Source organism: Methylobacillus caricis (genome assembly GCF_020532705.1).
GTDB classification, from domain to species: domain Bacteria; phylum Pseudomonadota; class Gammaproteobacteria; order Burkholderiales; family Methylophilaceae; genus Methylobacillus; species Methylobacillus caricis.
In genome coordinates this window covers 1,197,653-1,217,201 of sequence record NZ_JAJAVD010000001.1, presented here as the reverse complement: position 1 = coordinate 1,217,201, position 19,549 = coordinate 1,197,653, and the positions used below count along the sequence as shown (strand labels likewise).

18 protein-coding genes are annotated in these 19,549 nt (G+C 50.3%); 16 read left to right on the top strand and 2 right to left on the bottom strand.

Going from position 1 to position 19,549, the window contains the following annotated elements; genetic code table 11:
- Window positions 1-27 precede the first annotated feature (27 nt).
- The 8 genes from smc to LG200_RS05765 all read left to right on the top strand — a co-directional run bounded on the left by smc (window position 28) and on the right by LG200_RS05765 (window position 11,278).
- A complete protein-coding gene (smc, locus tag LG200_RS05800; protein WP_226756633.1) occupies window positions 28-3,540 on the top strand; it encodes a chromosome segregation protein SMC in 3,513 nt (1,170 codons plus the stop codon).
- A gap of 99 nt (window positions 3,541-3,639) precedes the next feature.
- On the top strand, window positions 3,640-4,995 hold the full coding sequence (locus tag LG200_RS05795; protein ID WP_226756632.1) for a cell division protein ZipA C-terminal FtsZ-binding domain-containing protein: 1,356 nt from the start codon (window positions 3,640-3,642) through the stop codon (window positions 4,993-4,995).
- 2 nt (window positions 4,996-4,997) lie between these two features.
- Window positions 4,998-7,064, top strand: coding sequence for an NAD-dependent DNA ligase LigA (ligA, locus tag LG200_RS05790; RefSeq protein WP_226756631.1), 2,067 nt, complete (start codon window positions 4,998-5,000; stop codon window positions 7,062-7,064).
- Window positions 7,061-7,864 (top strand): 3'(2'),5'-bisphosphate nucleotidase CysQ, encoded by an 804-nt coding sequence (gene cysQ, locus LG200_RS05785; protein ID WP_226756630.1) that lies wholly within the window; start codon window positions 7,061-7,063, stop codon window positions 7,862-7,864. The genes ligA and cysQ overlap by 4 nt, the downstream gene beginning before the upstream one ends.
- A gap of 2 nt (window positions 7,865-7,866) precedes the next feature.
- Complete coding sequence (locus tag LG200_RS05780; RefSeq protein ID WP_226756629.1) at window positions 7,867-8,766, top strand: tetratricopeptide repeat protein; 900 nt, start codon at window positions 7,867-7,869, stop codon at window positions 8,764-8,766.
- A gap of 70 nt (window positions 8,767-8,836) precedes the next feature.
- On the top strand, window positions 8,837-9,802 hold the full coding sequence (gene msrP / locus LG200_RS05775) for a protein-methionine-sulfoxide reductase catalytic subunit MsrP (RefSeq protein ID WP_226756628.1): 966 nt from the start codon (window positions 8,837-8,839) through the stop codon (window positions 9,800-9,802).
- A complete protein-coding gene (locus LG200_RS05770) occupies window positions 9,802-10,416 on the top strand; it encodes a protein-methionine-sulfoxide reductase heme-binding subunit MsrQ (protein ID WP_226756627.1) in 615 nt (204 codons plus the stop codon). The genes msrP and LG200_RS05770 overlap by 1 nt, the downstream gene beginning before the upstream one ends.
- Window positions 10,417-10,603: 187 nt before the next feature.
- A complete protein-coding gene (locus LG200_RS05765) occupies window positions 10,604-11,278 on the top strand; it encodes a mechanosensitive ion channel family protein (RefSeq protein WP_226756626.1) in 675 nt (224 codons plus the stop codon).
- A 152-nt stretch (window positions 11,279-11,430) separates the two neighbouring features.
- Here LG200_RS05765 and LG200_RS05760 read toward each other — a convergent pair whose 3' ends face one another.
- Window positions 11,431-11,589 carry a DUF3309 family protein gene (locus tag LG200_RS05760; protein WP_226756625.1) on the bottom strand — a complete coding sequence of 53 codons (159 nt, stop codon included), beginning with the start codon at window positions 11,587-11,589 and terminating at the stop codon, window positions 11,431-11,433.
- 177 nt (window positions 11,590-11,766) lie between these two features.
- On the opposite strand from LG200_RS05760, the gene LG200_RS05755 reads away from it, so the two are divergent.
- The 5 genes from LG200_RS05755 (at window position 11,767) to LG200_RS05740 (ending at window position 14,853) form a co-directional block, all read left to right on the top strand.
- Complete coding sequence (locus LG200_RS05755) at window positions 11,767-12,321, top strand: replication initiation factor domain-containing protein (RefSeq protein WP_226756624.1); 555 nt, start codon at window positions 11,767-11,769, stop codon at window positions 12,319-12,321.
- A 70-nt stretch (window positions 12,322-12,391) separates the two neighbouring features.
- On the top strand, window positions 12,392-12,889 hold the full coding sequence (locus tag LG200_RS05750; protein WP_226756623.1) for a hypothetical protein: 498 nt from the start codon (window positions 12,392-12,394) through the stop codon (window positions 12,887-12,889).
- Between the two features lie 794 nt (window positions 12,890-13,683).
- Entirely contained in the window at window positions 13,684-13,818 is a 135-nt protein-coding gene (locus LG200_RS14050) for a hypothetical protein (RefSeq protein ID WP_264193811.1), read from the top strand.
- Between the two features lie 56 nt (window positions 13,819-13,874).
- Window positions 13,875-14,165: a DUF3892 domain-containing protein gene (locus tag LG200_RS05745; protein WP_226756622.1), complete on the top strand. Its 291-nt coding sequence runs from the start codon at window positions 13,875-13,877 to the stop codon at window positions 14,163-14,165.
- A 382-nt stretch (window positions 14,166-14,547) separates the two neighbouring features.
- Window positions 14,548-14,853 carry a hypothetical protein gene (locus tag LG200_RS05740; RefSeq protein WP_226756621.1) on the top strand — a complete coding sequence of 102 codons (306 nt, stop codon included), beginning with the start codon at window positions 14,548-14,550 and terminating at the stop codon, window positions 14,851-14,853.
- 562 nt (window positions 14,854-15,415) lie between these two features.
- Here the strand turns inward: LG200_RS05740 and LG200_RS05735 are convergent.
- Window positions 15,416-15,886, bottom strand: a complete 471-nt coding sequence (locus LG200_RS05735; protein ID WP_226756620.1) for a rolling circle replication-associated protein — start codon at window positions 15,884-15,886, stop codon at window positions 15,416-15,418.
- 318 nt (window positions 15,887-16,204) lie between these two features.
- Between LG200_RS05735 and LG200_RS05730 the strand changes: the two genes are divergently transcribed.
- Genes LG200_RS05730 through coxB form a run of 3 tightly spaced genes read left to right on the top strand, consistent with a single transcriptional unit; the run spans window position 16,205 to window position 19,546 of the window.
- Window positions 16,205-18,019: a methanol/ethanol family PQQ-dependent dehydrogenase gene (locus LG200_RS05730; RefSeq protein ID WP_226757313.1), complete on the top strand. Its 1,815-nt coding sequence runs from the start codon at window positions 16,205-16,207 to the stop codon at window positions 18,017-18,019.
- The gene (locus LG200_RS05725) at window positions 18,000-18,518 is read left to right on the top strand and encodes a c-type cytochrome (RefSeq protein ID WP_226756619.1); all 519 of its coding nucleotides are present in this window, start codon (window positions 18,000-18,002) and stop codon (window positions 18,516-18,518) included. Before LG200_RS05730 ends, LG200_RS05725 begins: the two co-directional genes overlap by 20 nt.
- On the top strand, window positions 18,515-19,546 hold the full coding sequence (gene coxB, locus LG200_RS05720; RefSeq protein ID WP_226756618.1) for a cytochrome c oxidase subunit II: 1,032 nt from the start codon (window positions 18,515-18,517) through the stop codon (window positions 19,544-19,546). The genes LG200_RS05725 and coxB overlap by 4 nt, the downstream gene beginning before the upstream one ends.
- The last annotated feature ends 3 nt before the right edge of the window (window positions 19,547-19,549 follow it).

Sequence of the window (19,549 nt, the reverse complement as noted above, 5' to 3'; positions counted from 1 at the left end):
TGTCATTATAGCCAAGACCTTCACCAATTGCGCCTTACTCATCTCAAGCTTGCCGGTTTTAAGTCCTTTGTCGATCCGACCACTTTGCATATACATGGCCAGCGGGTAGGCGTGGTGGGCCCTAACGGCTGCGGCAAGTCCAATGTCATGGAGTCCATACGGTGGGTGCTAGGGGAGTCCAGTGCCAAGGAAATGCGCAGTGAATCCATGGCTGACGTGATTTTCAATGGCTCCGGCAACCGTAAGCTGGCATCACGGGCCAGTGTCGAGCTGATATTTGACAATAGCCTGGGCGGTGCCAATGGCGAATGGTCACAGTATGCGGAAATATCGGTCAAACGCGTCATAGAGCGGGAAAAAGGTTCCAGCTACTTCATCAACAATACCTCGGTGCGTCGCCGCGATGTGGCTGACTTATTCCTTGGTACAGGTCTTGGTGGCCGGGCCTATGCCATTATTGGCCAGAATACGATCTCCCGCATCGTGGAGGCCAGGCCAGAGGAAATGCGGGTATTCCTGGAAGAGGCGGCAGGCATATCCAAGTATAAGGAACGACGGCGCGAAACAGAGTCACGCCTGCGGGATACGCGGGAAAATCTGCTGCGGGTGGAGGATATCCGCCAAGAGATGGGTAAGCAGATCACCAGGCTTGAGTCCCAGGCGGCGGTCACTCTTCAATATCATGACCTGCAAAATGGCCTCAAGCTTGCACAAGGCCAGCTCTGGCTGCTCAAGAAGCGGGATGCAGCCAGCCAATGGGAAAAGTCCCAAACCGTTGTCGGAAAGCTCGGCACCGAGCTTGAGGCACAAATGGCAGCCTTGCGCCAGAGCGAGAGCCATATCGAAATCTTGCGTCAGCGTCATGGTGAGGCTTCCAGCGCATTGCAGTCCAGCCAAGCGCTTTATTATGAGGCCAATGCCGAGATGTCCAACCTGGAGCAGCAATTACGTCACACACAGGAGGCCCGTGACCGCCTGCAGGGACAATTGCTGCAAATAGACGCTCAATCGCACAAGCTTTCATCGCAGCAGCAGGAGTTCAGGCAAAAGCTGCAAATGCTGCAGTCGCAGCAGGCAGTTGCCAGCAATGAGGAAACAGTTGCCGCTGAGGCGTTGCAGGGGTTGCGTCAACAATTACCGGGGTTGGAGCGTGCATTTCAATCTGCCTTGCATATTCACTCTGCCGCTCAGCGCGCCCTGAGCGAGGCAGAACAAGCTATACGCCTTGACCAAGCCAAGCTCGAGCACGTTCAACGCAATCTGGCAGAGCACCGGCAGCGCCTGCAAAAACTGGAGCAGGAGCAGCGCAACCTGGAGGCCCCTGATGAAACCCGTTTGAAGGCGCTTGAAGCTGAATCGGTGGCAGCGGCAGAAATACAACAGAAAGCCGAGCATGACTTGCAGCGCCTGCGGCAGGATGAGCAGGCCCAGCACGAGCATATACGCAAACTGCGTGAAAACCTGCTGGCAGATGAGCGCAGCCTGGCACAGGCTGAGGCCCAGGTTGCCTCGCTGACAAAAATACAGCAATCGCTGGGACGGGAGCAGCAGCTCGAAAGCTGGCTGCGTCATGCAGGGTTGGACAACAGCCAGCGCCTATGGCAGAAACTCAGAATAGAACCAGGTTGGGAAACCGCTGTGGAGGCTGTGCTTGGCGCACGCTTGAATGCCATCGTGCAGACGCCTGGAAACATCATGCAAAGCCTGCAATCCCGCCCTCCTGCTGCGTTGGTTTTTGCTTACACCGAAGCCGAAGCTGGCGTGAAAAGGGCAGCCAGCAATGGCTTGCTCTCGGTCGTTGATGTGGATGATCCGGCGCTGCATGGCTTGCTGCAGGACTGTCTGGGGCATGTGCTGATCGCTGTCAATCAGGCAGAAGCAGAGGCAATGCGCCCACAACTGCAAGGCGGGCAATGGTTGGTGACAGCCGAAGGGGATATCCATACCCGCCATACCCTGAGTATACATGCCGAGAACTCTGCGTTGCATGGCGTGCTTGAGCGCCAGCGCGAGCTTGATGCGCTCAAGGCGGCATTGCCGCAACAGCAAGCAGCTGTCGGTCGTGCCAGGGATGAGTTGCATGAGGCTGACCTGAGTTTGCAGCAATTGCGCCAACAGCAGCAGCACATCCAACAGGCATTGCGTAACAGCACCCAGTCACAGCATCAGCGTCACCTGGAAACCCAGCGCCTGGTCCAGCAGCGTCAACATATCCTGGAGCGTAGAAAAAACCTGCAGGCAGAGCTTGACGCTATGGTTGGCAAGCAGGTAGAGCTTGATGAGGCGAGGCAAATGCAGCAGGCGCAACTGCAGACCCTGCAAGCCTCGATCAGCCAATTGCAACAGGAACGTCAGGCTAGCCAGGTTAAACGTACTGAGGCAGAGGGCGAACTCAGCCTGGCCCGTGTTGCCCTGCAAAAAGGCGAGCGCGAGGCGCAGGAAAAAAACTTCAACCACAAGTTGATTGCCAACAATATCAACGAGATCAACAGCCGCCTTTCCGCAATGGAGGATGAGGACAAGGGCCTCAAGCTGCGCCGCCAGGAAGCCGAGGAGCTGTTGCAGGCAGCGCAGATGGAAACGCTCAAGGCCAACCTGGAACATGCGCTGAATCTCAAGCAGCAGCGTGAGGCTGCATTAACGTTGGCTCGGGATGCCATCGCAGGCACTGAGGAAGAATTGCAGCAGCATGAAAGGGCGCGCATGCAGTGTGAGCAGTCCCTGCATCCGCTACGCGATAGGGTGGAGCAGTCCCGGCTGGCAGAGCAGCAGGCCAGGCTTTATTTCGAGCAATGCCACGCGAGCTTGGCGCAATCAGGGGTGGATGAAGGGGTATTGGTACAAGGGCTGACGGTAAATACCAAAACCGGGGACCTTGAGCGCAAGATGGCTTTACTCTCCAGTCAGATAGAAATGCTGGGCCCAGTCAACCTGGCAGCCCTGCAGGAACTGGAGAGCGAAAAGGAGCGCAAGCATTACCTGGATAGTCAGGCTGCGGACCTGGATCTGGCGATTAGCACGCTGGAAGATGCCATACGCCGCATAGACAAGGAAACCCGCAGCCGGCTTCAGCATACCTATGATGAGGCCAACCGTAATTTTGCCGAGCTGTTTGCTGACCTGTTCGGCGGTGGGCAAGCCAGACTGGAAATGCTGGGAGACGAGATTCTGGATACAGGCATGCAGGTCTTTGCCCAACCGCCGGGCAAGAAAAACAGTACCATCCACTTATTGTCTGGCGGTGAAAAGGCGCTGACAGCACTGGCACTGGTGTTTGCCTTGTTTCGCCTCAATCCGGCTCCTTTCTGCCTCATGGACGAAGTAGACGCGCCTCTTGATGACAGTAATACTGAGCGTTTCTGTGCCCTGGTTAAAAAAATGTCTGATCGTACGCAGTTTTTATTTGTGAGCCATAATAAAATAACCATGGAAATGGCTCAGCAACTGATAGGTGTCACCATGCAGGAATCCGGCGTCTCCCGTATTGTCGAGGTGGATATAGATGCCGCCTTGCAAATGCACCATGAGGCGACTGCATGAGAAACCCTTCATACAGTACCTGCAAGGTATATCCGCATACCCTTGGACTTGATAAGCCTAAGGGCGATACTCAGATCAAAAAGCTTGGAGTAACAAAAAATGACTGATCTACATTGGGCCTTAATTGCACTGGGTGCAGTAATTATTGGCGCCGTCCTGGTGTTTAACTGGTGGCAAGAACGAAAGTTGAAAAATGAAACGTCAAGCCGCTTCGAAGAGCCAAGGTACGATGCCCTCATGCAGGAGTCTCAGGCTTTGCGTTCTGAGGAGTTTCATATTGATGCTGATGCTATTTTCAAGGATGAGGAATTTCCTGATGATGAGGGCGTGCAGGCAGCAAAACAGGCTGAATATGCTACCGAATCAGTAGCACCGCTTGATAAGGTCGCTGTTGAGCTTCAAGAGCCTGAATTGGAGATGGATGATCAACCTGGGGTAACAAAGGAATCATCAATCGGCGAGCAGCCTGATGAAGATGAACATGCAGAAACTTGGCAGGCTCAGTCTCCAGAATTGCAGCCTGAACCCGAAATTGAATACCAGCAATATCAGGATGATGAACCTGTTTATGAAGCGCCTGTTGAGGTTTCTCCGGCTCAGCATCACGCCAGCCTGATGCTGCCAAGCGAAATCAATCAACAGATCGATTTCAGTGCTGTCCTTTATCTCACCAAGCCTGCCACGGGCCGCGCTTTACGTGAGTTTCTACTGTCCATTACCGACATTGACAAACCGGTGTATGCATATGGACTGGCAGGGGATGGCCACTGGTATTTACTGACACGGGAGCAGGAGTCGGCCTCCTTTGACAGTGCCGTATGCAGCTTGCAGCTGGCTGACCGATCCGGTGCCGTTTCTACTGGCTCACTATCCCGGTTCCATATGGCAGTTGAGGAACTGGCGCAGTCGCTTGGCGCTGAAATTGAATGGCTGCATGCGGATAATCCCTTGCAGCATGCCAACGAGCTGGATCAATTCTGTATGGAAGTGGATCAAATGGTGGGTTTCCATCTGATGCAAGGTGCTAATGGCCCCTTTACCGGCACTAAGTTTCGTGGCCTGGCAGAGGCAGGTGGCTTGACCTTGGGCGCGGATGGTGGCTACCACTACGAAGCGGAAGGGGGAGCTGGCGAGAGCCAGGTACTGTTTTCGGTAGTCAATCACGACAACAACCCTTTTAGCCCCGAAATGCTGCGTACGTCTGTTATTCGTGGCTTGACGTTCCAATTGGACATTCCCCGGGTCAAGAGCTATGCCGAAGCCTATAACCACATGGTGTTACTGGCACGGCAAATGGAGCATAGCCTGGGCGCGCGCCTGGTGGATGACAAGCAGCGTGAGCTGGGCGATGCCCAGATTGATAAGATACGCCAGCAAATCAAGCTGATACACGACAAAATGAATGCCCGCGGCATTGCCCCGGGTGAAGCCTATGCCTTGCGCCTGTTTTCCTGACCATGAGTCATGATCCACAAGCAGGCTTGTTCACTGATGGAGCTGCCAGCGAAGCGCAGGTGCAGCAGCAGGTAGAAGCATTGCGCGAGGAAATTCGCCGCAATGATTACCAGTATTATGTGCTGGACGCACCCAGCCTGCCCGACAGTGAATATGACAAGCTGTTTCGCCAATTGCAATTGCTGGAGAGCGACCATCCCGATCTGATCACTCCAGACTCGCCCACCCAGCGGGTAGGCGGAGCCCCAGTCAAGGCATTTGATAGCGTTACCCACCGTGTTGCCATGCTTTCTCTTAATAATGCCTTTGAAGACGATGAGCTGCTGGCCTTTGATAAACGCGCCCGGGATGCATTGGGAGGGGAAATCGAGTATGCGGTAGAGCCGAAGTTTGATGGCCTTGCCATCACGCTTACCTATGAGCATGGCGTGTTGACCCAGGGAGCCACCCGCGGCGATGGTTATACCGGAGAAAACGTCACGAGCAATCTGCGTACCATACGTTCCATTCCTACCAGGCTTGGCATTGAAGATCCCCCTGCCTTGCTGGAAGTGCGCGGCGAGGTCTTCATGTTCAAGCGTGATTTCGAGAAACTTAACCGTGACCAGCAGGCCAAAGGCGAGAAGCTGTTCGCCAATCCGCGCAATGCAGCAGCTGGTAGCCTTCGCCAGCTTGACCCTTCAATTACCGCTACACGGCCACTCACATTTTTTGCCTATGGTCTCGGTGCAACCGAGGGCGTACCCGCACTCGCGAGCCATAGCAGTGCAATGGACTATCTTGCCAGCCTGAAGCTGCCGGTATGTAAGGAAAGGGCTGTGGTAAGAGGTATCGAGGGCCTGCGCAACTACTATGTGAGTATGGGCAGCAGGCGTGATACTTTGCCGTTTGATATTGATGGCGTAGTCTATAAGGTCAACAGCATAGGCCAGCAACTGGAGTTGGGATTTGTGTCGCGCGCGCCACGCTGGGCAATCGCCCATAAGTTTCCTGCGCAGGAAGCATTGACAGAAGTAGTGTCAATAGAAGTGCAGGTCGGCCGTACTGGCGCAATTACCCCAGTGGCCCGCCTCAAGCCTGTCTTTGTGGGTGGAGTGACTGTCACCAATGCCACCCTGCATAATCAGGATGAGATAGACCGCAAGGATGTGCGTGTAGGCGATACTGTAAGTGTACGCCGTGCAGGGGATGTAATACCTGAGGTGGTCGGTGTGGTATTGGAGCGCCGTCCCGAAGGAACGCAACCTTACAAGCTGCTGGAATGCATACATCATGCATGCCCGGTTTGCGGATCGCATGCCATACGGCTTGATGGTGAGGCTGCTGTTCGGTGTACTGGAGGCCTGTTTTGCCAGGCCCAGCGCAAACAGGCCATTCTCCATTTTGCCTCTCGTCGGGCCATGGATATCGAAGGGCTGGGAGAAAAACTGGTAGACCAGTTGGTAGACAGCAGTCTAGTGCAAAATCTGGCAGATATTTATACCAAATTGAACCTTGAAACGCTCTCCGGTCTTGAGCGCATGGCAGAAAAATCGGCGCAAAATTTGCTGGATGCCCTGCAAGCCAGTAAGAAAACCACGCTTGCACGTTTTGTTTACGCCCTGGGCATTCGCAATGTCGGAGAAGCAACGGCCAAGGATCTCGCGCGCCATTTTGGCAAGCTGGAGGCCCTTCAGGCAAGCCATGTCGAGGACTTGCAGCAGGTATCTGACGTTGGCCCCGTGGTTGCTGAATCCATTGTCGAGTTCTTTGCTGAAAGCCATAACCGTGAGGTGATTGCCACTCTGGTCGCAGCGGGGGTAAGTTGGGAGGAGACCGCTGGCAAGCAAACGGCTACAGGATCGTTGGCTGGAAAAACTGTTGTGTTGACAGGTACCCTCCCTACCATGTCACGCGAACAGGCCAGAGAGTTGATAGAGCAGGCCGGGGGTAAGGTCAGTGGCAGCGTCTCCAAGAAAACTCATTACGTGGTGGCCGGCACAGAGGCGGGAAGCAAGCTGGATAAAGCGCAGGAGCTGGGTGTCACGGTGCTGGATGAAGCAGGGTTGCTCGCCCTGCTGGCGGAATGAGCAACAATACCAGCATAACCGCCTTGATTGACCTTTCCCGCAAGGCGGGTGATGTCATCATGGATATATACCGCAACGACTTTGCCGTACAGCACAAAGATGACCGCTCACCACTGACAGAGGCTGACCTTTCTGCACATCGCATCATAGCCAAGGGTTTGGCGGCCCTTGCTCCTGATATCCCTTTGATTTCGGAAGAGGCCGAACTGGCGCCATTTGCAGCCAGACAATCATGGAAACGCTATTGGCTCGTTGATCCTCTGGATGGCACGCGCGAGTTCGTGAAGCGCAACGATGAATTCACTGTCAATATTGCCCTGATAGAGCAAGGCGTAGCGACCATGGGAGTTGTATATGCTCCTGCACTGGATGTCTGTTACTTTGCGGATAGCAGCGGTGCCTGGAAACAGGAGGGCGATGCTCCAGCATGCCGCATCCAGGCCCGCCCGATGAATTTGGAGCACATCACCATTGCTGTAAGCCGCTCTCATATAGGCCACAAAACACAAAGCCTGATCAATAACGTGAGTCAGCGCCATTGTTTACCAGAGGTCATCTCCCTCGGCAGCTCGCTCAAGATCTGCTTAATAGCAGAAGGCAGGGCCGATTTGTACCTGCGGCTGGGATTGACTTCCGAATGGGACACCGCGGCTGGCCAATGCGTGCTGGAACAGGCAGGCGGGCACCTGGTAGACAGGCATGGGTTGCGCCTGCAATACAATCTCAAGGATACCATTCTCAACCCTGAGTTTTTTGCTTGCGGCACCACGCTGCATGACTGGAACCAATACCTGGATTAACCATGAAGAATCTAGCAGCGACCGTGTTCCTTTTAATATTAAGTGCCCTCCCTGCGTTGGCTGCAGACCAGGCTGATGCCTGTTTCAAGACATTGAATGACGACAAGCCTGAACAAGCCATCATGCTGGCAGACCAGTTGCTGGCTCAGCAGAAGAAACAGCGCAATGTACTGATATGCAAGGGCAGGGCCCAGCTCAACCTGGGGCAGGCGGATGCCGCACTAGCCACTTTTGCCGAGGCAGAGCCGCTGGCCAGCAGCCCTCAGGAAAACATGGTCAGCGCTATTTTCAAGGGAAATGCTTACAAGCTGGCTGGCCGATACCTGGAGGCACAGGCAAGTTATGAGCAAGCCCTGAAACTGGCTGTTTCCGAAAAAAACCAGAAGTTTCAGGTTATTACCCATACGCTTGCAGGGGAGGCGCTGGAGCTTGCCGGGAAATTACCGCAAGCCTTGAGGTACTATGAAGATGCACTTTCCCTGGCAGGCAATAACAACGAGCGGGCAGAGGCCAATGCCCACCTTGCTCGGATTTATAACACTCAGGGCCGCTATGATGAAGCCATTGCACATCAACTTAAAGCCATGGTAATGCAGATGAGTGACGGGACTTTTGACGAGTATGCCGATGCCGCCCTTGAGCTTGGGCGCATGTACACGCTGGCAAAGGATTATGTGAGTGCCGAGAAGAACCTGAACCGTGTGATTGAAAAATCGCGCAGTGTTGGCGATGGCTACTGGGTTGCCAAGGGATATTACATTCTGGGTCTGAGCTATATTGCTTCCCAACAGCCAGAGAAAGCGAAAAGCGCATTGCATCAGTCTGAGGAGATTGCCCGGGAAATAGGGGCTGAAAAATTGGCGGCAGAAGTGAACCAGCAGCTTAAAAGCCTATCTCAGTAAAAGGCACAGCTGGAAAGCAGGGCAATTGTCCATGCCCCATGTCTGCGGTCTTTTGAAAAAGGGTACGGACATGCTTATATGTAAGCCATCGGACATCAAGCCTTCAGATATTACCCCACAGAATATCTTTCACCGCCGAAGAGAGATTATCAAGGCAGCAGGACTGGGAGCCATCATGCTGGCCAATGGTGGTTTCAGCCCTGCTGCATTCGCCGCTGAAATTGTCCATAAGCCTAAAATCCCCGGTTTCCGCAAGACCAGCCATGGCGGTGGAGAAAAGCTGACTTCATATGAAGATATTACCACGTACAATAATTTCTACGAATTTGGCACCTCCAAGGAAAATCCAGCCGCCAATTCCGCATTATTCAAACCCTCTCCCTGGAGTATCACTGTAGAAGGAGAGGTTGGCAAACCAGGCAAGATTGCTCTTGAAGAACTTCTCAAGCTGGCCCCGCTGGAAGAACGGATCTATCGGATGCGTTGTGTGGAAGGCTGGTCCATGGTCATCCCATGGGTAGGGTTGCCACTATCCGCCTTGATCAAATGGGCTAAGCCTACAGGCAACGCCAAGTTTATTGAGTTCATCTCAGCAGCAGATCCTAATACCATGCCCGGTGTAAGGGCGCCATTGCTGGACTGGCCTTATCTTGAAGGCCTGCGCATGGATGAGGCAATGAACCCGCTGACAATACTGGCAGTGGGGCTGTATGGTGAACAACTGCAGAACCAGAACGGTGCTCCTGTGCGGCTGGTAGTGCCATGGAAATATGGTTTCAAGGGAGGGAAATCCCTGGTGCGCATACGTTTTGTCGAGAAAATGCCTCAAACCACTTGGATGCGTGCAGGGCCCACTGAATATGGGTTCTATGCTAATGTGAATCCTGAAGTTGAGCATCCACGATGGTCACAAGCTACTGAACGCCGTATAGGCAGCGGCCTGTTCTCCAGACGTTTGCCGACCCAGATGTTTAATGGTTATTCAGAGCAAGTTGGGCAGCTATACAGCGGTATGGATCTGCGCAAGCACTTCTAATGGCATTAACCAAAAATACCCAACGTTTGATCAAACGTAGCTTGTTTGTTGTCGCCCTGCTGCCGCTAGTACGGCTGATCTGGCTTGGGATCAACGAAAATATGGGTGCTAACCCGGTGGAATTCATCGAGCATTCAACCGGCACCTGGGCCCTGGTTGCATTGTTGCTAAGCCTGGCTGTCACGCCCATGCACAAGCTTTTTGGATTGGCTTGGGTTCTCCCGTTAAGGCGCATGCTGGGCCTTTATATGTTTTTTTATGCCTGCCTGCATTTTCTGGCTTATCTCTGGTTGGACCATTGGTTTGACTGGAACGAAATCGGTCACGACATCATCAAGCATCCTTATGTCCTGGTCGGTTTCGCCGCATTTACCCTAAGCATTCCTCTGGCCATTACTTCAAATGACTATATGGTCCGTAAACTCAAAAAACGCTGGAAAGTGATACACAGGCTTGTGTATCCGATTGCGATATTTGCAGTGCTGCATTATGTATGGCTGGTAAAAAAGGACATTTTCCAGCCGCTGATGTACGCAAGCGTTTTGCTTATGCTCATGATATATAGGGTTTGGTTCCTGTCAGGAATAAAATCATATTTTAATAAATCAATATGATTCAATTGGATAATATATTAATTTAATGTTATTTATTAAATAAAATTGGCTTTTTTATTGCGATAAGCCGTTAATTACGCCAAAATAAGCCTCCAAAAATTCTCTATCCCTGACGCCAACACTCATTGGCCATAACATTAAGACCCGTTCATAAAGGTCTCTATATCAAATAAAAAGGAGTGTGCATATGCAATACCAGATAGATATTTTCCTGAGTTCGCTGAATCAATTCTGGACCCAGGTTGTCACGTTTTTCCCAAAGTTGCTCGCTGTTCTGGTAATTCTGGCCTTTGGCTGGGTATGTGCAAAAATTGCTTGCCTAGGCGTAAAACGCATCCTCGAAATGACACATTTTGATAAGTTTGCAGACCGTTCCGGCTTGGAAGCCTTTCTCAAGCATGGCGATTTTGATCTCACATTAAGTGGCGTGATCAGCCAAGTAGTGTACTGGCTGGTTATTTTGTTATTTGTCATTACCGGCGCTAATACTCTGGGCTTGAATGAAGTGGCTCACATGCTGAATAACTTGGCCAATTATTTGCCTAAAATTATCGTTGCTATTCTCGTACTCATCTTTGGCACATTGCTCGCACGTTTCGTCAACCGCCTTGTATTTGCCTGGCTGCATGGCATGAAATATGACGCAGCTCTTAGAGTCAGCACTACTGCAGAATACGGTATTCAGATATTTGCATTATTTGTAGCTCTTGAACAACTGGATATCGGCACTCAATTACTTACTGCACTTTTTGTCATCGTGTTTGGCGCTATTTTTCTTGCTCTTGCCATTGCATTTGGTCTAGGTGGAAAGGAAAGGGCAGCAAAGCTTATTGAGGATATGCAATCCAAACGCTCAAAGTAGCAACTTGTAATAACTTTTAAGTAGAGCCCCGGAAGGGGCTTTTTTATTGCTGCTCTGCAGTGTGCGACTCGCCGTGGATCGATGGGCACAAAAAAGCCGGCATATACCGGCTTTTTTTGTGCAAAGCACTCTTTATAGCGCGCAGAAGAACGCTATATACGGCCTGTAAGCAGCAAGACCAGCAAGATGATGACCACCAGACCCAGGCCGCCACTCGGGCCATAACCCCAGCTCTGGCTATAGCCCCAACTAGGCAAGGCGCCAATGAGTAACAGAATCAAGATAATCAACAAAATGGTAGAAATTGACATAATTGCCCCTAATTTTGTTTAATACGTTATTGAGGACGACCTATGGCCGCTGTTTCTGCCAGCCCAGAGGTCAGCAATTTGAATATAACGGCTGGTCAGCGCAGTTGTTATCCGATGTCAACTGAAATAACTGTCAGCGATGTCCGACAACCTATGTAGAACTTCGATCCCTCACAATTGCAGAATACTGAAGGTGCTTCTAACAATGGCGGTCGCACTCCTGATATTGAACACCGTGGCAACTGGAAGAACCCTAATGGAAAGGGCAGGACACTATACGTTGGACACAGATCCAATGGTCGCTACTTCCGTGGCTATGAGAAGGGCAAGCAACTAGGGGATCCCAACTCCCCGTGGATCCGGCTTGAGGTGGAACTCAAGAGCGTAGACCGGATCATCCCCTTGGACATCCTGAAACAACCGCAGGACTACTTCGCTGCGGCCTATCCCTTGCTGTCACGCTTCAGTCGTGAACCCCAGCGCATCGACACCATCCGCAAGACCACCCAGATTTCCTATGAGCGTACCAAGAAGTGGCTGAAACGCCAGTGTGGTGCTGCTTTACACCTGATGCTTAATGTTGAGGGCAATGCAGAGCGCGTCCTCGACTTAATCATGCGGGAAGGCAAGATCCCAAAAGGAATACTGCCTCCCTCCTTTAGAAACGTCGGCCAATCTCTCCACCACCTTCCCCGGGACTTCGCGCCCATGGCCATTTCGACGCTCGCCTAATCGCAGATCCTCACTGCGCGCCCACCGGAGCGGATCCGGTCCTTTTTTTTACTTCTGATTGGAGCCTCTGATGCAGATCTCTCATGATGTGGTTGTTCGTCCCCGTGTCGTCCATGGCTGGCGGCATGATGAAATTGGCTTTATCTACGATCGTGCGGTCGAGATAGACGGGTATTACTTTAAAGAAGGTATTTGCGGCAGTAGCCAGACCATGGCGAGAACCGAGATCACCAGAAACTACCGCAAGGATCCTGAGAACAATAAAAAGGTCAGGGCGATAGACAACAAGAGCAAGGCTGCTCCCCTAGGCCGTACCAATCAGATCGCTGTATTGAAGTCCATCCGGCGGCAAAAGATGGGAGATCTCCCGCATCCGAAAGCGAAGATCTTCACCCTGGACGAATGGAATGCCATCAAGGCGGTGCTGATCGCAAGAGGGGAGCTAAACCCCGATGACAATACACCACCCAACCAGCCATTGACCAAGGATGAAAAGCTCCTTTACTACATGGCAACCAATATCAACTTCGGCATGAAAGCACGCTCGATACGAAAGGAAAAAGCATGAACCAGATCCAGACCTCTCCCCAGATCCCCGTCAACTATGTCCGGCTGCGCTCTTTCTGTGAGCTTAAGCGAGTGAGTAGGCGGGTGATGATGGATCTAATCAGGAGAGGGTACGTCCCTAGGGCGATCTACTCAAGACAGACTAGGCATTACCATCTACCCAAGGATCTCAGGATCCATTTGAACTGATGAAGACTTCCCACCGGATCCTCAAGGTACTGCAACACCAAGGTCATTTGAGCGTTGGCCAGATTGCGAGACTTCTCCCAGGCTTAACATTGCATCAGGTGCAATGCTCATTGACCCGGTTGGTGGATGCCGGGAGAGTAGGGTATGAGCTGGGAGGCAACTCTGCCTTTACAGGCAACCATAAGCAGGTCAGGCATTACTACCTATCTCAGAAACGATAAAGCCCCTTTCGGGGCTTTTTTTGTTTTTTTATTTCTTTTAAAAACAATTATTTATTGAAATAATTGGCACTCACCCTAAAAGAGTGCTAGAAACTTATTGACTGTAGAGCTAGAATAATATTTATTACAGTTAATTCTACATTTAGCGATTTTTCAACTTACAGTACTACTATATGTTGGGTTTTTACTTGTAATGTACAGAATAAAAATCCCCCTAGAAAATATCCTAGGGGGACTAGGGACACACCCATCTTAAATTGCTTTAAGAGAGAGTATTTCGCCTCGGAAACGGAATACTAAATGTTTATTCAGCATTTCTCAATCTCTTTTACCTTTTATGAAGTGGTGTGGATTATTTAAACCTCACTTTTATAAGGAGCCGTAAATGGCCACAAAAGGAAGAGTGAACTACCGTGATTCAGGTAACGGTCAGTATATCCCTAAAAAGATAGCTGAACGCCGTGATCCGAAAACATGGGAAAAAGAGCAAGTGAAAACTTCTCCCGTTCGTAAGAAGTAATGCAATAGGGGGGGGCACTTGCCCCCTTTTTTTGAATAAACATAGGAATATTTCAAATGTCTGATTATCAAGTTACTTGTATTACCAAACCTAACGTTAATAGTACTCATGAGTCTATCACTGCATTAGGTGGATATGGCTCCAATGGTCAGAGTTGGTACGATACACGCCCAAATGTAATTGGCTTTATAGAATCTGGCCAGCATCGTTTTTATACTAAAGTTAATAATGTGATTGCTTGGGTTCAGGTTGTCCGTGAAACCAATAAAGTACCTTATTTGCGCACTGTGGCAGATGGTAGGTATACAAATAATCTGCTTTCTTTAGATCAGTGTCCTGTTAAGTAGTTAAGCAGGGGCATGGGGGCTGCTTTAAGCCCCCATATAGACTTTCGCGTCATTTCAAGCACTCAGAGCCGTTTTTTCGCGTGAACCCATATCCCGGCCTTCACCAGACCTTTATTTCGCGCCCTATAGACAGGGTTTTAGTTGGTTATCACCTCAACGCACTTAAAAACCGACAATCCGGATCCTAGGCAGCAAAATATAGCGAACCCTATAATTTGAAGCCATGAAAGGGATATCGTTAATTCAATCTTTTTACCTTCAAAGACAAATTGGACTATCCGGATCAGCCAGCTTGTACAAACGACTGATACAAAAATCAAATAGATCGCTATAGCTGTCTGCATTATATTTTCATCCAGGTCACTTAATAACAATAACGGTCATGATTTACGGATTTAAAGATCAGGGAGTTGATCGGCGGCCTGAATGGGCCAATGGCAAATTGCACTTATGGTATTTCATGCTGCGCGTGGAAAGGCCAAAATCTGCCAAGCGCCGAAAGCTCTATAGATGGATCGCAAAAGAAAAGCTCCGATTAGCGGAGCTTAATATAGATCAGGAGTTGATTGACGTGACGTGTCGGTACTTAAGCAGCTATAGCGTCGTTACAGGCAGGAGAATGATTGAACTGATGGATAAACCCGTTTCGCAGCTGAGCCTTGATTTGCACAACCACGACGATTTTTAGTTCTTCGTCTACTTCGCATAATGTATATTATGTTAAATGACGAATTAAAAATTATCGTCATCGGAATTGAAATCAAACCGTCCCTGGGGACTTGGATTAGCAATGACCTCTTCCAGGCGCCTGCCGCTAACGATGCTCAATTCACAGTAATATCTACATACCGCATTCACTAGTTCCTGATCCAATCCCATCTCTACCAGCCTTAGCTTTTCCTTGGCTACATATCTATAGTATCGACGACGTTTTACTTTTGAATGTCGCTCAATTTGTTGTTTTGAATACCTTACCCCAATGAGGCATTTTAAATGCGCGATTAGGAGCACTTATTTCAGTCTTCCTGATGTTGACCTATGGACAGCTTTAAATTACGCGCCCCAGAGAGCCATAATAAGGTGCGGTCCCTCGATTGCATGATGGCGATATCGAAGGTGTCTTTAATCATCTCTGTGATGTTCTGGGAGCCTAACAAGACCAAAGGCCTGTGGCGTGCTGGCAGGCTTGCAAACTACCTTACCAAATACCTAGATAAGAGTTTCGACATGCTGGAACATGCCACAAAGCGCTATTGGGCCTCCAAAGGTGCACCAAAGCCAGAGGTGACAACCCATTGGCTAGGATCCTTGCTCTTGGAGGCTTTGATGTCTACTTGTCCAAGGACGGCAGCGCCAGTGGCACCTACGCAGCCAAGGACTTTATACCAGCAGGTGCGCAGGTAATTGAGGTCTTGACGGCCCTGAACGGCTAGATGCAAATGCCAGGCGCCGCGATCTTGTTTTTCTCTGGCGGCTACGTATTTCCAGTCTGGATACCGCGCAGTGACTAAGCGCCGGAATGCGTCAAAGTCGCGCTTGAGCTGGCCTATGTCGGTCATGTTTTCACGATATGTGAGGGTAAGCAGGTGGTCTGCCTTGAGGCGGTGAACCAACCATCTGACTGATTGCTTGGCGCGACGGATGGCCCTTGTCTTGTTTTCTTCATCCCTGAATATGCCCAGAGGAATGGTGTAACTTGCACTATCTGAAGAAACGTTCAATCAGACAATTCTATTTTTTCCGTCAGAGATAATTACTGTTTCTCCGCAATATTTCTTGAAACCCTTCCTGCAAAGCGATCTTGGCTCTTCTCGTGCTTTTTAATTATTTACATTTAATTACATTGGATGATTTTTGATTAAATTTTTTTGAAACTTAATCATTAACCCTTGTATCAATTAAGTAAATAAATTTTCTTTATTTACATTGATATAAAAATTAACTGATTGATTATAAAAAAATTTACTAATTTTCGAATAAATTCTAAAAAGGAATTATGCGTGAGTAACTACAAATGTTTATTCCTTTATTCAGGTCTTATGATAATCAGTTTTTGCTTGGCATCCTGTATTCAGAATGACGATCAAGCAGTCCCCCAGGCCTCAAATACAGCAAACGAGCCTGTTCACTATCCCCATAACCAATCGCAACCGCCCTCTTGGTTACCAGATCGAGAAGATGGGCAATGGACCATGCCAGCTAAAAATTATGCAAGTACCCGCTACAGTGGTTTGGATCAGATTAATAGTGAGAACGTGAAAGACTTGAAAGTGGCCTGGACATTCTCGACCGGTCTTACACCAGGACATGAAGCGGCACCAGTATTTGTAGAAGATACATTGTATGTAGTGACACCCTATCCCAACGCTGTGTATGCATTGACTTTGGATGGCAGCAAGAAGTGGGAATACAAGCCTGATACACATCAGGAGTCCCAAGGACTGGCTTGTTGTGATGTAGTCAATCGCGGAATGGTATATGCAGAGGGAAAGCTCTTTTTCAATACTTTGGATAACCATGCCATTGCGCTTGATGCCAAGAATGGTAAGGAGTTATGGAAAACAAAAGTTGGTGATCTTAAGCGTGGCGAGACCATGACCATGGCCCCTCTAGTAGTCAAAGGCAAAATGTTAGTGGGCAACAGTGGCGGTGAAATGGGTGTACGAGGATGGCTCAAGGCACTGGATACTAAAACAGGGGAGCTACTTTGGACTGCTTACAGTACGGGGCCAGACAAAGAGGTGTTGATTGGAAAAGATTTCAAGCCATTCTACTCCCAGGATCAAGGGGAAAATTTAGGAGTCGCCAGCTGGCCACCTGATCTATGGAAAATTGGAGGGGGCACTGTCTGGGGGTGGCTTTCATATGATCCAGAACTGGATCTAATCTACTACGGAACGGGTAACCCAGGCCCATGGAACCCTGATATCAGGCCTGGGGACAATAAATGGACCTTGACTGTATTTGCCCGCCGTCCCGATGATGGCAGTGCCATCTGGGCTTATCAAATTGAACCCCACGATCTCTATGACTACGATGGTGTCAATGAGAGCCTGCTTCTGGACCTCCCCGTAAATGGCGAAAAACGTAAAGTTCTGGTGCGGCCAGAGCGCAACGGACATGTATATGTCATGGACAGGACCAGTGGCGAGGTGTTGTCAGCTTCAACCTATGTTCCCGTCAATGTCACAGAAGGGGTTGACCTAAAAACCGGTCAGCTACGCAAGGTAAAGGATAAGCAGCCAGGAACCAATAAAACAGTTCATAACATTTGCCCGGCAGCGCCTGGAGGCAAGGATTGGCAGCCCTCTGCATATTCCCCCCGAACGGGCCTAATCTACCTGCCCCACAATAATCTCTGCATGGATATGCACGGCACCCAGGCGAACTATATTGCGGGAACGCCCTATGTGGGATCAGATGTCAAAATGTTTGCAGGCCCTGGTGGACACAGGGGCGTTTACACTGCCTGGGACCCGGTTGCCGGGCGCAAGGTCTGGAATATCGAGGAAAGTTTCCCAGTCTGGAGCGGCACGATGGCAACAGCTGGCGATGTAGTGTTCTATGGGACTATGGACCGATGGTTCAAGGCAATAGACGCAAAGACCGGAAAACTACTATGGAAATATCGTGTCGGCTCAGGGATTGTTGGCCAGCCAGTAACCTTTCAGGACAAAAATGGAAAACAATACGTCGCCATATTTTCTGGAGTGGGCGGCTGGTCAGGAGCCATTGTTTCTGGTGGCCTAGATGCCCGTGATGGGACGGCTGCCTTAGGCTTTGCCAATGCGATGAAGGATTTGTCACAGCATACTGACAAGGGAGGACAACTATATGTTTTCTCCCTTCCATAACATGGCCTGGCTGGCCATAGTGCCAATATGGCTTACATTGACTGGATGTGAAGACCAGGCTGCTTTAAGAACGGTTGATGACCCTCCTTCACAATCCTTGACCAGAATGGTTGAATTCGGCCCAGGTACGGAGGAGCCTAGCAAGACGCCGCATCCTTATATCAATAACCGCCATGCAATCAATGAAGGGAAAAGGCTATTCAGTTGGTTTAACTGCGCCGGTTGCCATGCAAATGGCGGTGGGGGCATGGGACCTCCCCTCATCGACTCTCATTGGATATATGGCAGCAAACCTGAAAATATCTTCGCCTCCATCATGGAAGGCCGGCCTAATGGCATGCCCGCATTCCAGGGCAAGGTATCGGAGCAGGAAGTCTGGAAAATAGTGGCCTATGTACGTTCTTTAGGTGGGCTGGACGAGGATCTTCCTGCAGGTGCCACTTCCAGACCACTGCAAGATAAGGCTGAATCGGATCTGCGTGAAGGTGAAATTCCATGAGCCTGCCATGGAGGAAAAAACTCAACTTTTCCATGGCGTTTCATTGCCAATTGCCAATCACGGTTTTTTTAGCCTTGCCGGCCCATGCCAACCAATCAGCCTTGCAGCCAGCAGGTCCCCTGGCTGCAGCCATTGCCAATCTTTTCTGGGGCATGATGATTGGAGGCGGGTTGATACTCACCGCCGTGTTGGCCATGCTAACCATTGGCCTGCTGAAAGCCAGGCGCACTGCCAAGCCACGCCACCTGACGTTCATCCAAAGCCGCAATCTGGTCATTATTTCCGGAGTAGTCATCCCTTCCATAATATTGACTGTGTTTGTCGTATCCAGCGCAGCAGTCAATCGCGATATCGTCGCTCCCATGCCTAAGAATGCCTTGACTGTAAAAGTCACCGGACACCAATGGTGGTGGGAAGTTAACTACCTGGATACAGAAGGAAAATACATCGCCAGGACGGCCAATGAAATCCGTATTCCGGTCGGCAAACCTGTACGCATATCTCTGGAGTCAAGCGATGTCATTCATAGCTTTTGGATCCCGAAGTTGAATGGAAAAACAGACATGATTCCGGGAAAAACCAACCTTACTTGGGTTCAGGCTGATAAACCTGGCAGCTACAGGGGGCAGTGCACAGAGTTTTGCGGAAAACAACATGCAAAGATGGCATTTGTTGTCGACGCTGTACCGGAAGAGGAATTTGAAACATGGCTGAGGCAGCAGGGGCAGCCAGCAAGAGAGCCAATGACAGAAAAGGAGGCACAGGGAAAACAGGTCTTTCTTGGGTCAAGTTGCGTCATGTGCCATGCCATTCGTGGCACCAGCGCCCTAGCAAGCGTTGCACCGGATCTTACGCATATAGGCTCTCGCAAGACATTGGCGGCTGGCTCTATGGAAAACATGCCCGGAACCCTGGCCTCCTGGATTCTTTCTCCACAGAGCTTCAAGCCCGGCAGCCATATGCCGGCAACAGCCCTGACAGGGGAAGACCTCGGGAATCTTGTCGAATACTTGCTCAGCCTGGAGTAGCAG

Excerpts from the sequence above, each read along its gene's own strand:
- LG200_RS05795 (WP_226756632.1), top strand. The coding sequence starts at position 3,640 with ATGACTGATCTACATTGGGCCTTAATTGCACTGGGTGCAGTAATTATT.
- ligA (WP_226756631.1), top strand. The coding sequence starts at position 4,998 with ATGAGTCATGATCCACAAGCAGGCTTGTTCACTGATGGAGCTGCCAGC.
- cysQ (WP_226756630.1), top strand. The coding sequence starts at position 7,061 with ATGAGCAACAATACCAGCATAACCGCCTTGATTGACCTTTCCCGCAAG.
- LG200_RS05780 (WP_226756629.1), top strand. The coding sequence starts at position 7,867 with ATGAAGAATCTAGCAGCGACCGTGTTCCTTTTAATATTAAGTGCCCTC.
- msrP (WP_226756628.1), top strand. The coding sequence starts at position 8,837 with ATGCTTATATGTAAGCCATCGGACATCAAGCCTTCAGATATTACCCCA.
- LG200_RS05770 (WP_226756627.1), top strand. The coding sequence starts at position 9,802 with ATGGCATTAACCAAAAATACCCAACGTTTGATCAAACGTAGCTTGTTT.
- LG200_RS05765 (WP_226756626.1), top strand. The coding sequence starts at position 10,604 with ATGCAATACCAGATAGATATTTTCCTGAGTTCGCTGAATCAATTCTGG.
- LG200_RS05760 (WP_226756625.1), bottom strand. The coding sequence starts at position 11,589 with ATGTCAATTTCTACCATTTTGTTGATTATCTTGATTCTGTTACTCATT.
- LG200_RS05750 (WP_226756623.1), top strand. The coding sequence starts at position 12,392 with ATGCAGATCTCTCATGATGTGGTTGTTCGTCCCCGTGTCGTCCATGGC.
- LG200_RS14050 (WP_264193811.1), top strand. The coding sequence starts at position 13,684 with ATGGCCACAAAAGGAAGAGTGAACTACCGTGATTCAGGTAACGGTCAG.
- LG200_RS05745 (WP_226756622.1), top strand. The coding sequence starts at position 13,875 with ATGTCTGATTATCAAGTTACTTGTATTACCAAACCTAACGTTAATAGT.
- LG200_RS05740 (WP_226756621.1), top strand. The coding sequence starts at position 14,548 with ATGATTTACGGATTTAAAGATCAGGGAGTTGATCGGCGGCCTGAATGG.
- LG200_RS05730 (WP_226757313.1), top strand. The coding sequence starts at position 16,205 with ATGATAATCAGTTTTTGCTTGGCATCCTGTATTCAGAATGACGATCAA.
- LG200_RS05725 (WP_226756619.1), top strand. The coding sequence starts at position 18,000 with ATGTTTTCTCCCTTCCATAACATGGCCTGGCTGGCCATAGTGCCAATA.
- coxB (WP_226756618.1), top strand. The coding sequence starts at position 18,515 with ATGAGCCTGCCATGGAGGAAAAAACTCAACTTTTCCATGGCGTTTCAT.